Consider the following 13,183-nt stretch of genomic DNA (forward strand, 5'->3'; position numbering starts at 1 on the left):
CGATCGTTGGCGTATGCTATTTCGATGAAACTCGAACAAGCAGCCAAACAACTCGAAGCGCTCGGCAATCCGACCCGGCTCAACCTCTATCGCACGCTGGTTCGGGCCGGCGAAGCGGGCAGGCCGGTCGGCACTCTGCAGGAAAGCCTCGGCATCGCCGCCTCGACGCTGTCGCATCATTTGCACCGTCTCATCCTCACCGGACTGGTGACGCAGGAGCGGCAGGCGACGACGCTGATCTGCCGCGCCAACTACCCCATCATGAACGAACTCATCGGCTTTCTCGCCGACGAGTGCTGCGCCGACGCCGCTTGCAATTCGACCGCGGAAGAGGCCGCCGCCTGATCTCTCTTTTTGCCAGCTATTTCGGTAATCCCGGAAATATGGAAGGTGTAAAATGAACTTGCGAGATGATCTCCCTGTCGCCGTCATCGGCGCCGGTCCTGTCGGTCTGGCGGCAGCCGTCCATTTGCTGAAGCAGGGCCTGCCGGTGAAACTCTATGAGGCAGGCAGCAGCGTTGCCTCCAACCTCAGGGACTGGGGCCATGTCCGGGTGTTCACGCCCTGGCGCTATTGCGTCGACCGGGCAGCCAGAAAGCTCCTCGAAGGCCATGGCTGGGAAATGCCGGAGCTCGAAGCGTTTCCGACCGCCAATGAGCTTGTCGCGCGCTATCTCAAGCCGCTTGCAAACCTTCCGGAGCTCGCACCATCGATCGAAACCGGCGCCCGAGTCGTCGGCATCTCGCGCTGGGGCGCCGACAAGGTTGTGAGCAATCAACGTGAGACGCGGCCCTTCATGCTGGTGGTCGAGACCGCCGATGGCACAAGGCGCGACAGCGCGCGCGCCGTCATCGACGCCTCGGGCACATGGCGAACGCCCAATCCGCTCGGCGCCGGCGGCATCGCTGCCGAAGGTGAGGCAGAATGTGCCGATCGCATCGCCTATGGCATCCCCGACATTCTCGGCCGCGACCGAGCGCTTTATGCCGGCCGCACGACGTTGGTTGCCGGCTCCGGCCATTCGGCCGCCAATGCCTTGCTCGACCTTGCCAGGCTGGCGGATGTCGAGCCGGACACGGCGTTCATCTGGGTGACGCGCGGCACCGATCTCGTGCGCATCTATGGCGGCGGCGATGCCGACCAACTGCCGGCGCGTGGCGAGCTCGGCGCCGATGTGCGCGACCTCGCCGAAAGCGGCCGCGTCACGCTGGTGACCGGCTTTGCCACCACCGCCATCCGCATGGTCGACGGCCGTCTGATCGTCGACGGTGAAACGAAGGATGGCTTGCGGCAGATCGGTCCCGTCGACCGCATCATCGCCGCAACCGGACAGCGGCCTGATCTTACGCTGACGCGCGAGCTTCGATTGGACCTCGATCCGTGGCTCGAAAGCGTCAAGGCGCTGGGGCCGCTGATCGATCCCAACGAGCATTCCTGTGGCGACGTGCCGCCGCATGGTCACCGCGAACTCAGCCATCCCGAGCCCGGTTTCTACACCGCCGGCATCAAGAGCTATGGCCGCGCGCCGACCTTCCTGCTGCTGACCGGCTATGAGCAGGTCCGCTCTGTCGCAGCAGCGATCGCCGGCGACATCGCTTCCGCCGACGCCGTGCAACTGGTGCTGCCGGAAACCGGCGTCTGCACGGTGCCTTCATCTACAGTTGGCGAGGCTTCCAAAGGCTGCTGCGGCGGTCCGGCGCCAAAGCAGGCGGATGCTTGCTGCGTCGCCGACGCCGAGGCCAAAGCCGTCGGCAAGGCTGGTTGTGGCTGCGGCGTGGCAAAGTCGAGCGCGATGGAAGCCGCGGAGTGAGCGACCGCAAGGTTCCCCCTTCGGCGATCTGGGCGCTCGGCGTCACCCAGATCATCGGCTACGGCACGCTCTACTACAGCTACAGCATCCTTGCGCCGGCCGTCGCCACGGAGTTGGCATGGTCACCGAAATGGGTGTTCGCGGTGCTTTCGGCATCGCTGCTGGCAAGTGCTGTTCTGGCACCCATTGCCGGCAGCCTGGCGGACAGATATGGCGCTGCCCGCCTTATGGTGCCTGGTTCGCTGGCCGCGGCCGGTGCGCTGCTGCTGTGCGCACTGGCGCCTGGACGTATCGGTTTTGCCGCCGGGGTGCTGGCGATGGAACTGGCCTCATGCTTCGTGCTCTACAGCACGGCGTTCGTCGCCATCGTGCAACTGGGCGGTCGCGGTCGCGGCATCACCCATCTCACCTTGATCGCCGGCTTTGCCTCGACACTGTTCTGGCCGCTGACGACGGTGTTGCACAACCATCTCGGCTGGCGCGAGGTTCTCCTCCTCTTCGCCGCGCTCAATATCGGCGTCTGCCTGCCGATCCACTGGTGGCTCGCGCGGTTTTCCCGCAGCATTGGCGAGAAGCACCGGATCGTTCCCGCCACTGCCGGCATCTCGACGCCCACGCAACGCGATGGCTGGTCGCCGATCTTCGTCCTGATGCTGGTAGGCTTTGCCATCGAGGGGTTCATGCTGTCGGCGATCCTGGTCCAAATGGTGCCGTTGCTGACGATGGTCGGGCTTGGCGGAGCAGCCGTGATTGTCGCCAGCCTGTTTGGCCCCTCGCAGGTGGCGAGCCGCCTGGTCAACATGCTGTTCGGCCATGGCCTGTCCCAGACATGGCTGGCGCTCGGCGCCACTGCGGCTTTGGCTGGCGGTCTTGCGGTGCTGCTTGTTGCGGCGCCGTCAGTGCCGGGCGCCGTCCTGTTTGCCGTGTTGTTCGGTTTCGGTTCGGGCCTGATGAGCATCGTCACCGGCACGTTGCCGCTCGAATTGTTCGGCCACGCGCGTTACGGCTCCTATGTCGGCTGGATCACGGCGGCGCGTCAGTTCTGCTCCGCCTTCGCGCCGTTTGGTCTGACCTTCATGATTGCCGCCGTTGGTGTGTTTCCGGCGCTTTGGCTCAACGTGCTGGTCGGGCTGTGTGGAATTGCGGCGTTTGCCGGGATTGCCTTGCTCAGCCGGAGCCAGAACAAATCGCGCAAAACTGCGGATGAGACCACCGCGGCACTTGGTGCGGAGATCGTCTGACGAGCTCCTTGTCAAGACAGGCGACGGCCCGCTTTTCCGGGCCATCGCTTCCCTGTCTTCAAACCTCACTGCCCGCCCATTTCCTTCTTGAACGTGTCGAAATCGATCTGCATGCCGTTGAAGACGGTGCTCCAGTGACGGGTCAGCGCCGACACGGCCACGGCCTCCTGGATTTCCTCGTCGGTGGCGCCGGCGCGCTTGGCATCCTGCGTGTCCGACCAGATGCAGTAGGTGCACGGGATCTGCGCTGCGACGGCCAGCGAGATCAGCGACTTGACCTTGGGCGGCAGCGCCGTCTTGTCACTCAACTGCAAAGCCTTGACCTCGGCCCACGCGCCGGGCAGAGCGGCTTTCGGAAACTGTTTCACGAAGCTTGGCACGCCGCCCATCGTCGCCTGCATGTCCTTGATGGCTGCGTCATAATCGTCGGCATGGGCCGGCGCCGACAGCGCAAGCGCGCAGGCGGCAACGGTGAGCAGGGACGCACGGCGGATGGAAGACGGCACGGATGAAAGAATGCGGTGAGCAGACATGATTTTCTCCTCTGGTCTTTGTTAGCCTTACGATGTAAGGTGATGCGGAAAATGAACCTTACAGTGTAAGTTGTCAAGCAGCGCCATGGACTCATCGATCAAAAAAACGCGAACACGTGGCCGGTTGTCCCGACAGATGATCGAGGATGCCGCCTTCGAGGTGATCGAGCGGGAAGGGCTTGCCGGCTTTTCGATGCGCAAGCTGGCGGCAGCGCTCGGCTGCGAGGCGATGAGCATCTATCATCACTTTCCCTCGCTGGCGCATCTGCACGAGGCGCTGGTCGACCGGCTGGTCGGCGCGCTCGAAATGCCCGATGCCGGCCTGCCGTGGCGGCAAAGGATGCGCTTGGCCATGCAGGATTTCCGCCGCGTCGGCCGCGAGCATCCGGCCTTCGCGCCGTTCCTCGTTACCTACCGGATGAATTCGCCGACCTGCCTCGCCTGGCTGAACAGCATTCTCGGTCTGTTCGAAGCCGGCGGCTTCAGCGCCGAGCTGGCGGCGCGGCTGTTCCGCACGGCCGGATACTACCTGATGGGCGCCATCCTCGACGAGACTGCAGGCTATGCCAAAGGTCCGTCGGCGGTCAGCACGGTGAGCGACGAGCAACTGGCGCGCGATTTTCCCAATGTCATGGCCGCCGGCCCCTTCTTCGGCACCGCCGAATTCGAGGCGACATTCGAGCTCGGCCTCGACATGCTGCTGGATGAGATGGAACGTCTGCGCGACAGCGCCGATGCAAGGTAGCTGTCAGGCAAGGTGCGGCAGGCGCCAGAGATGTTCCGTAACCGTTACATCAGCGACGCGGTCGCCAAACGACTGCGAACGACGTTCGGTTTCTGGTCGCCAACGTACTCGACTTTGGTGTCCACCAGACGGTCGCTGTCGATCCCGGCCGCGGTCAAGATATCCTGGATCGCCTTCAGGCGCTGCTTGGCCAGTTGCTTGTTCGTCTTTGCAGCGTCGGCGCCGGTGAATTCCGTGGCCGCGAAGGCCGTCAGGGCGGCCGCGGCGAAAGACACTGCGCTTCCGGCAATGACAACAAACGCCAGACCAAGATTCAGGGATTTCCTCATGGTCCTGGCGCCTCCACGCGGACTTAATCTACTGCCGCACTTAAACGTCGACAAGGCACGACCGGGTCCCGACGACCCGCGCCCATCAGTCCCACAGCAACAACAACTTGCGCCAGAAAGCATTGGACGGCGTCGGCTTCGAGCCGCGTGGCAGCCGGATTGCCAGATAGATCGTCAGCCACTTGCGATCTATCTCCCGGATCGAAACTTTCAGGTCATGCAGTTCGAAAGGTCTCGAAACGCGCGTCCATCCGGAGAATGCCAAGGCGCCCACCGGAGCATCGTGTTTCCACACGAGTTTTTCTTCCTGCCTGCCCAGCGCCATGGCGAAATCGAAGGGGGAGGCATCCTCGTGAGCTATCTCCACTGTCGCCATGATACTTCTGGCAAAGGCGGGGAAAGCCGAATTGAGGGCGGCAACAACAATGCCATGCGTGCTCGGCCGCAGGAAAATGCCGCCATTGTCGCCGGCGACGAGCAGTGTTGGCAGCTCGGAGGGATAATCGGTCACGAGCGTTGCACGCTTCAGTTCATCATCGGTCATCCGGCGGATACGTTGGCGCTGTTGCGGCGCGTTGAGGCGCGGGCGCGTTGCACCGACCGAAACGGCATGGCGGATCTGGATGCCTGAAAAGCCGCCGAGTACGCGCCCGCTCGGACTGCTGCCGCCGCACCTCACCGCCAGCAACAGATCGCGCCTGCCTGATGCCTGCGAACTGACTGTCGCCCTTATTTCGCGCGCCTCGCGCGCTCGGCGGAGATCGGCCCAGCCGCTCCCGTTGCCGCTTTCAAGGAGCTCGGCGAGATCGCTGACGGCCTGGTTTTGCGCTTCTACGATGACGAGCTGAAATTGAGCAGGGTCCGCCAGCTCCTCGTCGAGGTAAACCCAGCAGCTGGCGCTGGTGACGCCCGGTGGGCAGACGCCCTTCAGCAAAGCCATGGTGACATTGCTGCCCTTGGCTTCGAGAAACAGCTGGTCCGGCGATTGTTCGACATAGCTCAGCAGGTCTGGATCGGCATCCGGATGCGAACTGACGTGAGCCAGCCGCAAGGGCTCGGCGGAGAGATAATGCTCGCGGTAGAGCGAGGAGTGTAGCTCCGGCACCGTCTCGTCGGTCGCCGCGTTGAGCATTTCAGCCACACCCAACGCGAAGTCGGCTCGCCCTGCCTGGGCGAGAAGCGAAATTGCGGTATCCGCCCTGCCTTCGCGTGCTGCGATCTCGGCCAGCAACTGCATTGCGTCTGCGGTATTGGCGGCACCCGTGCTTAGCTTGAGATACCGTTCGTCGTTGACCCGCAGCTCCAAATTCCAGAGGTTGAGCTCCTTCTCATGATTGGCGGTGTTCGAGCTGATGCCGAGTTGCACGAACATGTCCGTTTTTGCGAATCTGTGCTTTCGAAAGACTGCGATGATCGGCTTGCGGTTCCTCAGCCACTCGGCATTTCGATTCATGCCCGTCGGTGCCGACCGGTACCAATAGAGCGGCTCCGGGACGGGGACGATTTCCAGGCCTGCCAGGTCCGCGCGAAGGAAAAACTCCCAATCGCTTGCGGAAAATCCCCGCTGTTCGTTGAGGTAACCTATCTTGTCGAATACCTCACGCCGGATCATCGCATTGGCATCGCCATATGGATTGTTGATCAGGGCGATGTCGGTAGGTCCGCCGACCGGGAAGTAGAGCATGTAGCCACTCTTGGTGTCCGGCGGCACGAAGGGCTCGTTGAGCCATTTGGCGAAGGTCGTGCAGATATCGGCGCCGGACTTTTGCATGCCGGCGACGAACGTACTGACGGCGTTCGGGAAGAGTGCGTTGTCGTCGTCCAGGAACAGGATCAACGAGCCCTTGGCGGCGCGAATTCCCGTGTTGCGCGCCTTGCCGAGGAAGCCGTTCTTCTGCCGGATGATCCGCCAGCCTCGCTGCTCGAACTCCGGTTCGAGCTCGGCCAAAAGATGGATTGCTTCCGGTTCGGTGCTGCCATCATCGACGACGATCAGTTCGATGTTGGGATAGTCCTGGCGTCGAACCGAAGCAATCGCCTGAGGCAACAGCCGCGCCCGGTTGTAGTGCGCGGTGATGATCGAAACGAGCGGGGGTCGGCTCCGGCTGCGGCTGGAAACCTTGCCGGATTCACGGGAGAATTTTGCGTGCAGCCTGCTCCAGGCTTTCTCGCGCGCTTCCCGTTTTTGCAGCGGCTTGGCGGGGCCAAACGATCGGCTTTCCAACACAGACGCAATTTTGCCCGCGATGGCGGAAGCGGACGCCTCCATCATGACGGCGTCAGCCGACTTCGGATGGAGCATGTCACGTATGCTTCCGACATCTGTCGCGACGAACGGAATCTCCTCGTCGAGGCACGTCACCACTTCCAGCGGGAGCTGAGCCGCTGAGTGTGTCATCGCCACCAGCGCATGACTCTGCCGCAGGTATTTGTAGATTTCAGGCTCATCTCGAATGGGCAGAAGCTTCAATCCGAACGGCCATTGCCGCGCACGCCGGACGATCATGCCGCCCGAATGCTCGCCCAGGACATGACCAAACGCGCCGACGACCGTCACCGCCAAATCGGTGACGCCGCTATCGGCCAGGCGATCGAGCGCATCGCAAAACAGCGTCAGTCCGTCATGCGCTTCCGTGCCTGAGAAATGAACCAGTTCGGCGGCGGGCCGCTCTCGCGGCCTGTAGTGATCGACAGCGAAGTTCGAACGCCATTCCTCCGGTTCAAGGGGCGCAGCAATGTGACGGCTGGCGGGCAGCTTCCATGCCGCCTTGGCCATCCAGTCGAGCAGCGACTGGCCGGTGACGACAAGATGGTCGCACGTCTCGGCCGACGTCTTTTCCATGTGTGCGACCGTCATCTGCTCCTTGCGTTCGACCGCCCGGGCATTGGCCTCCAGCTTCCACATGAGCGGTTCATGCGCGAGCACGACGATCGCAGGAGGGTCGGGAAAGACGCCCGTGCGCTTCGCAAGGGCAGGGAAATGCGCCAGTCCGCCCTCAAGCGCAAAATAGACGACGTCGAATGCGTTCTGCTTGAGATAGTGGTAGACAGCCACCGAGTTCTTGTCGCTTGACTCCAGGCCCCGCAGCAACTCGGGCGACGGCGGCAACAATTCCAGCCTCACCAGGAAATTGTCGAAGCTCCATTTGCCTAGCCTGGCGATCTCCTGATCATCGGGATGGCGGCTGAGCGGGCTCGGCACCCAAAGCAGGGTCACGGTGTCACCGGTTCCCGCCAGATGCTGCGCCAGCGCGTAGGTCGCCGACCCCGGATCGGCGGTCACCGTCGCTCCGAACTCAACCTCCGAAACGACACACACATTGCGAGGCTTCTGGCTTGCCTGTCGCTTGCCCTTGGGCATAGCGCCTGCCTTGGAACCAACGCTCAATGAGTCCCCCTTGTCAGCCCGCTTCGCTCGAAACAGTCTTGCCAACAGTTGGATAATACTTTGATAATCGTCTCGCGGGACTCACCATACCGTACCTGCCTTTCGCGTAAACGGGTTTGATGACGTTCGGATGGTTGAACTTCGATCCCCAAAACATCTCGCGCGACTGGACGATCGGCCGATTGACGTGACCGATGGCGAGATCTTGTGCTTTGTCGGACTGCGCAACGAAGCGGCGCTGCTGCCGCAACTTCTCGACCATTACCGCGGCCTCGGCGTCGATCGGTTTTTCTTCCTGGACAATGGCTCCACGGATGGGACGCGTGAACTGATCCTGGAGCAGCCGGACAGCCACTGCTTCCACACGGAAGGATCGCATTTCTCTGAAAACATCGATCCGCCGCGATGGATCAACACGCTCATGAATGTCTTCGGCACCGGCCATTGGTGCCTTTCGGTCGACGCCGACGAGCTTCTCGTCTACCCTGACTATGAGCGGGCAGACCTACGGCAGCTTTGCAGCTATCTAGACGCCACCGGGGCCGAAGCTGTAATCGGCTCCCTGATCGACATGTATGCTGACGGCCCGTTGGCCGAATACAGCTATGATGGCACGATCCCGCTTGTTGAAGCTTCACCCTACTTCGACCCGGAGCCGGGGTGGCTGCGCACCCGCGACGGTATGTATCCGCCGGAGCAGATGTTCGGTGGCGTGAGGGAACGGGTCTTCTGGCACGGTCGGTTCAAGCAAACCTTTCCCCCGTGCCTGACAAAGGTGCCGATCGTAAAATGGGGGCGGGGCACGCACTATCACGTCGCACAGCACACAATCAGCAAGGTCCGGTTCAGCGAACTCCGCGTCGCATTGCTGCACTTCAAATTTGTCTGGGGCTTCCGCCAGAAATCAGCGTCGTCTCTGAGTGAAAATGCGCAACTCAAGGAAAAGACGCTTGAGGAACGCGCCGCCTACATGGAAGCCCTGGAGCGCGATCCGAAACTGGCGCTCCGTAACCAAAGGTCTGTCCGCTATCGCGGTGACGCCGCGCAGCTCGTGGAACTCGGCTGGATGAAAACCTCGGATCGCTATGCCGGATTCGTGTCAACCCTGGCCACGCCGCACCAACGCAATGACAAGGCCACCTGATGTGCCCGAACTGTTGAAGGGAACATCCGACCGGTGCTTATCCGCCGTAGCGGTTGCCACCTTCACCATGGTTCCCGTTCCCACCACCAGGCCCAAACTGGGACAGACTGTTGAGAGCAAGCGCCTTGCAGGCTGAAGGAGCATTCGGGTAACGGTGCAGATAATCCTCGAGCGCCTCGATGGTGCCGGTTTTAAGAGCCTGCTCGCAGGCAAGCTCGGCTTCCTTGACGCCAACGTTGATTTTCGCCTGCGCCGCGCCAGAGAAAGCGACGCTCAACCCCAGCAGACTAAGTCCGCCCAAAAGCAACGATTGAACCTTGCGCATAACGCCACCCCACACACAAAACAACCCACTGAAGATATTAGCATTTGTTAACGTTTTGTCAACCATTTTGGCAAGGTTGAGCCAAGATGGTTAACGCGCGCGATTGATCGGACTGGGACCTCGCTTGCGCTTAGGGGCCTCACCTGCTTTGCCGGATCGCCGCTAATCACCGAACAGTGTCAGCCTGCGAAAGAAAGCATTGGTCGGAGAACCATTGGACGTTGCAGCGAAGCGAACGGCGAGAACGATTGAAAGCGGCATTTTCCGTCGTGTGCGAAGCGCTGCCACCAAGGGGTGGCGCACGAATTTGTCTTCGACGCTCATCCAGCCTGAAAAGGCGATCGTTTGCGCGGCGATGTCCTGTTGCCAATCTATGGTTTGATCGGGGCGAACAAGGGCAAGACCGAAATCCATCGCCGGCGCATCGGCATGAGCGACTTCGACGATTGCTTCCACCTTCCGGAAGAAGGCTGGAAATTGATGATCAAGCGATGCCGCGACCGCGCCGTCCGTATGCGGACGCAGGAACACCCCGCCATCATCCGATGCAACAAGCAGCAGCGGCAGAGCCGCGACGCGCGGGGTAAGCAACCGTGCGCTCCTCAGTATGTCGTAGCCGAGGGTGAGCGAACTGCCGCCGACATCAGGACGATCCGGGGCATCGGGGTATACGGCCGCGAGGGGGCGTCCAAGCAAGGTGGCAGCCGTATCGGGGCGGCCAATCGACCCGGCAATGCTCGCAAGTTTCTCTATGGCAGCATCGCTGTTCGGTTCGATGTCGCACAGTTCCAGAAATTTTCGATTGCTGGGGGTATATTTCAGGTTTTCGCGGGCACTTTCAATTTCGGACCGCTGTGTGTTCTGGGCGATGGCCAAATGACAAAGCAGGCGGAAATCATCGGGTTGGCTCGACCTGAACGCCTCCAGGACAGGAAGCCGGTTGTCGTACCAATTCGACGTACGGAACATTCCATCCGGCTTCGAGCGATACCAGTATAGCGGCTTTGGAATCGTCCTGATCTTGAGTCCGGCGAGGGAGGCCCGCGCAAAGAATTCCCAGTCGTGCATGGCGTAGCCGGGCTTTTCGGTCAAGAACCCGATCCGCGCGAAGACAGATCGGCGCATCATCGCATTGGCGTCACCATAGACGTTATGGATCAGGCCGAGCGCGTCGGGACCACCCAGGGGCAGGTACTGGATCAGCCCGTCGGCGCGATCCTCGGGCACGAAATCCTCGTAGAAGATCAGTTGGAACGCGGTGCAGATGTCAGCATCCGATGTGGCCATGGCGCGCACGAAATGATCGACGGCCTCCGCAAACAGCGCGTTGTCATCGTCGACGAACAGGATCAGCTCGCCACGCGAAGCGCGGATGCCGGCATTTCGCGCCGCGCCGAGATGCTTGTGCGGTCGGCGAAGGATCTTCCATCCGCGCTGACGGAAAGTCGGTTCCAGCGCATCCAACAATTGCCTGGCTTCGTCCAGGTCGCTTCCGTCGTCGACCAGCACCAGTTCCAGGTGATCGTAGGTTTGCGCCTCGATCGCCGCGATTGCCTGTTTCAGATAGAGCGGCCGGTTGCGATGGGCCATGACGATAGAGACCAGCGGTGACGACCCGGCACTTTTATCGACGCGCCTGCCCTTGGCCGGCGTCGGCAAATTGCGCATATCCAGCCAGGATTGCCGACATTGGCGCAGGCTGTCGACGGGCAGTGGGCGAGGCGGGTCATTGAGCGCCGCCGAAATCGCCAGCGCCAACGCGCCAGCGTCAGGATCGACCAGCCGCGGTTGCCTCGCCTGCGCATTCCAGGTCTCGGCGTTCGCGTCGACATTGGTCGCCACGAAAGGCAATCCCGCCTCGATACATGCGGCAACAGTGCCGCCCGTCGATGCGGCGCGGGCGGGGATGACGGCAAGCGCGCCGGTCCGCGCCACGTAGTCGAGCCTTGCGGCGAGGCTTGCGCGCGCCAACAGGTTGAGCTTGAACGGCCAGCGCTCGGCGCGCCTCAGAAGCAATCCACCGCTGTGCTCGCCCATGATCTTTCCGAATGGACCGAATGCGGCGACCGTCAGCCCTTGTGGCGCCGTTGGCGCGATGATATCGAGCGCGTCGCAAAACAGCGTCAGGCCATCGCGGAAGCGCCACCCGGCCAGGACGACGAGCTCTTTTGAACTCCCCGTCGCAATCGACGGCCGCGCTCCGGCTGGGCCGAGGCGATCCCGCAACGGCAACATTGGCGTCACTATCGCCTTCTTCACCTTCCAGCCCTTCGACAGCATCCACTGTCGCAAGGCGACCGACACGCAGATCGTCCTGTTCGCCATCTCGGCGCAGTATTTCTCCATGTAGGTGACGGCAATCGCCTCCGTGCTGTCCATGAACACCTTGTCGGCTTCATGTTCCCATTCTTCCGGAGCGTGGGCGACGACCACGATCGGGGGCGCGGTAAAGGCAGCAGTCTCGACCGCCAGCAGCGTGTAGTAAGGCAATCCGCCCTCAAGCGGCGCGTAGACCAGATCGTGGCCGGACCGTTCGAGATAATGCAGCACCGCGGCGGACCGGCTCTCGGGCGTCGCCAGCGAAGGAAGCAACTGGTCGGACTTGTCGAGAATTTCCAGTCGCACCGAGGCCGCCTCCAGCTCGCGGTGGCGCGCTGCATCTTCCCCCAAAGATGGTGCATCTCTGCCAGGAACCCATAGCAGGGTGGCGTCGTCGCCATCTTCGGCGAAAAGCTTGGCCAATTCGACCATGGCGGCGTCTTCGCCACCCTGATCGATCACGTTTGTCACGACGCAGACGCGGCGAGGCCTGCCTCCCGGCTTTGACGGCCTCCGCTCCTTGCCACCAACGGCCATGCCACTTCCTCTGATTCAACTCGCCGACCGCGCTTCCGCAGCACAGTCGATCGGCGATGATGCTGGCGCCGGGTTTACTTTTCCGTCACCATCCTTCTGCGCCATTGGTAAACCAAATCGTCAAGCAGGTCCTAAAACGGCTGTACAATCAATCGACTGATACAACTTTAGCGACGCGGAATATTCAATCTTTACGCCTCCCAGCTAGTCATTGACGGCATAGCAGGAGGCGCAAATGAAAACGATAATGAAGTTTCTCGGTGCGCTCGGTTTGATGGGCGCAATGGTCTCGGCGGGCTCCGCAGGTGAATTGCTGCGACCGCGCATCAGCCTCGGCACTGCCAACGTCAAGACCATCAGTGGTGATCGCGGCGGCTATGTGATCGACTATGCCATCCGTGCGCTGAAAATGCGCCGCAGCGGCACCTTCGTGCGGTTCAACGGTGCGTGCGACTCGGCCTGCACGCTGTATCTGTCGATGCCCAAGAGCAAGGTGTGCGTCACGCACAACGCGTCGTTCGGCTTTCACCTGCCGTATGGCGCTGGGGCGCGGGGCAATCAGGTGGCCGCGAATTTCATGATGAAGAACTACCCTGGCTGGGTTCGCGGCTGGATCGCCAAGCGTGGTGGGCTGAAGAGTTCCATCGCGACGATGACATATGCGGATGCGAGCCGCTTTCTGCCGACGTGCCCGTCCGGACAGCGGAACATGACAATCGCGAGCCTCAGTCCGACGCGGCTGCGTGGCGGCTGATTGCTGGAGCCAATACTGAAACGTCACGACGGCGGGTGCTTGACAGCGCCCGCCGTTG

At 61.9% G+C, this 13,183-nt stretch carries 11 protein-coding genes; 6 read left to right on the forward strand and 5 right to left on the reverse strand.

The window, feature by feature from the left end; all coding sequences use genetic code 11:
- Positions 1-24: 24 nt before the first annotated feature.
- The 3 genes from AC1DVW_RS01610 to arsK are packed head-to-tail and all read left to right on the forward strand — an operon-like array spanning position 25 to position 3,051.
- Complete coding sequence (locus AC1DVW_RS01610; RefSeq protein ID WP_477320809.1) at positions 25-345, forward strand: ArsR/SmtB family transcription factor; 321 nt, start codon at positions 25-27, stop codon at positions 343-345.
- Between the two features lie 52 nt (positions 346-397).
- Positions 398-1,810, forward strand: coding sequence for an NAD(P)-binding protein (locus tag AC1DVW_RS01615; protein ID WP_477320810.1), 1,413 nt, complete (start codon positions 398-400; stop codon positions 1,808-1,810).
- A complete protein-coding gene (arsK, locus tag AC1DVW_RS01620) occupies positions 1,807-3,051 on the forward strand; it encodes an arsenite efflux MFS transporter ArsK (protein WP_477272264.1) in 1,245 nt (414 codons plus the stop codon). The genes AC1DVW_RS01615 and arsK overlap by 4 nt, the downstream gene beginning before the upstream one ends.
- 65 nt (positions 3,052-3,116) lie before the next feature.
- On the opposite strand, the gene AC1DVW_RS01625 is transcribed toward arsK, so the two are convergent.
- Entirely contained in the window at positions 3,117-3,584 is a 468-nt protein-coding gene (locus tag AC1DVW_RS01625; protein WP_477320811.1) for a carboxymuconolactone decarboxylase family protein, read from the reverse strand.
- Positions 3,585-3,720: 136 nt separating this feature from the next.
- Between AC1DVW_RS01625 and AC1DVW_RS01630 the strand changes: the two genes are divergently transcribed.
- On the forward strand, positions 3,721-4,329 hold the full coding sequence (locus tag AC1DVW_RS01630; protein WP_477320812.1) for a TetR/AcrR family transcriptional regulator: 609 nt from the start codon (positions 3,721-3,723) through the stop codon (positions 4,327-4,329).
- 44 nt (positions 4,330-4,373) lie between these two features.
- Here AC1DVW_RS01630 and AC1DVW_RS01635 read toward each other — a convergent pair whose 3' ends face one another.
- Positions 4,374-4,658 carry a hypothetical protein gene (locus AC1DVW_RS01635; RefSeq protein ID WP_477320813.1) on the reverse strand — a complete coding sequence of 95 codons (285 nt, stop codon included), beginning with the start codon at positions 4,656-4,658 and terminating at the stop codon, positions 4,374-4,376.
- 85 nt (positions 4,659-4,743) lie between these two features.
- Complete coding sequence (locus tag AC1DVW_RS01640) at positions 4,744-7,941, reverse strand: DUF6212 domain-containing protein (protein ID WP_477320814.1); 3,198 nt, start codon at positions 7,939-7,941, stop codon at positions 4,744-4,746.
- Between the two features lie 235 nt (positions 7,942-8,176).
- On the opposite strand from AC1DVW_RS01640, the gene AC1DVW_RS01645 reads away from it, so the two are divergent.
- Entirely contained in the window at positions 8,177-9,190 is a 1,014-nt protein-coding gene (locus AC1DVW_RS01645) for a glycosyltransferase family 2 protein (protein ID WP_477320815.1), read from the forward strand.
- A gap of 37 nt (positions 9,191-9,227) precedes the next feature.
- On the opposite strand, the gene AC1DVW_RS01650 is transcribed toward AC1DVW_RS01645, so the two are convergent.
- The gene (locus tag AC1DVW_RS01650) at positions 9,228-9,515 is read right to left on the reverse strand and encodes a hypothetical protein (protein ID WP_477320816.1); all 288 of its coding nucleotides are present in this window, start codon (positions 9,513-9,515) and stop codon (positions 9,228-9,230) included.
- Between the two features lie 162 nt (positions 9,516-9,677).
- Complete coding sequence (locus AC1DVW_RS01655) at positions 9,678-12,257, reverse strand: DUF6212 domain-containing protein (RefSeq protein ID WP_477320817.1); 2,580 nt, start codon at positions 12,255-12,257, stop codon at positions 9,678-9,680.
- Between the two features lie 349 nt (positions 12,258-12,606).
- Between AC1DVW_RS01655 and AC1DVW_RS01660 the strand changes: the two genes are divergently transcribed.
- The gene (locus AC1DVW_RS01660) at positions 12,607-13,125 is read left to right on the forward strand and encodes a hypothetical protein (protein ID WP_477320818.1); all 519 of its coding nucleotides are present in this window, start codon (positions 12,607-12,609) and stop codon (positions 13,123-13,125) included.
- Positions 13,126-13,183: the final 58 nt, after the last annotated feature.

This window comes from Mesorhizobium sp. P3_B5 (assembly GCF_056402815.1).

Bases quoted from the DNA above. Each gene is read 5' to 3' on its own strand.
- AC1DVW_RS01610 (WP_477320809.1), top strand. From the start codon at position 25: ATGAAACTCGAACAAGCAGCCAAACAACTCGAAGCGCTCGGCAATCCG.
- AC1DVW_RS01615 (WP_477320810.1), top strand. From the start codon at position 398: ATGAACTTGCGAGATGATCTCCCTGTCGCCGTCATCGGCGCCGGTCCT.
- AC1DVW_RS01625 (WP_477320811.1), bottom strand. From the start codon at position 3,584: ATGTCTGCTCACCGCATTCTTTCATCCGTGCCGTCTTCCATCCGCCGT.
- AC1DVW_RS01630 (WP_477320812.1), top strand. From the start codon at position 3,721: ATGATCGAGGATGCCGCCTTCGAGGTGATCGAGCGGGAAGGGCTTGCC.
- AC1DVW_RS01635 (WP_477320813.1), bottom strand. From the start codon at position 4,658: ATGAGGAAATCCCTGAATCTTGGTCTGGCGTTTGTTGTCATTGCCGGA.
- AC1DVW_RS01645 (WP_477320815.1), top strand. From the start codon at position 8,177: ATGGTTGAACTTCGATCCCCAAAACATCTCGCGCGACTGGACGATCGG.
- AC1DVW_RS01650 (WP_477320816.1), bottom strand. From the start codon at position 9,515: ATGCGCAAGGTTCAATCGTTGCTTTTGGGCGGACTTAGTCTGCTGGGG.
- AC1DVW_RS01660 (WP_477320818.1), top strand. From the start codon at position 12,607: ATGAAAACGATAATGAAGTTTCTCGGTGCGCTCGGTTTGATGGGCGCA.